Raw genomic sequence first — 215 nt, 5'->3', positions numbered from 1 at the left:
GTTCAGTTCTCAAAACCCCTGATAGACTTCTGCCTACCCCGCAAGCGACGGACTTCAAGCTGGGGTTCAGTTCTCAAAACCCCTGATAGACTTCGCAAGCATGGCGACAAGCTGAAAAACATGCTGGGGTTCAGTTCTCAAAACCCCTGATAGACTTCCCGCCGGTAACCTCAACGCGGTGTCTGGGCTGGGGTTCAGTTCTCAAAACCCCTGAT

It is taken from the genome of Corynebacterium sp. HMSC072G08 (assembly GCF_001809185.1).
GTDB classification, from domain to species: domain Bacteria; phylum Actinomycetota; class Actinomycetes; order Mycobacteriales; family Mycobacteriaceae; genus Corynebacterium; species Corynebacterium phoceense.
The sequence above is the reverse complement of the archived record's forward strand: the minus strand, read 5'-3'. Positions refer to the sequence as shown.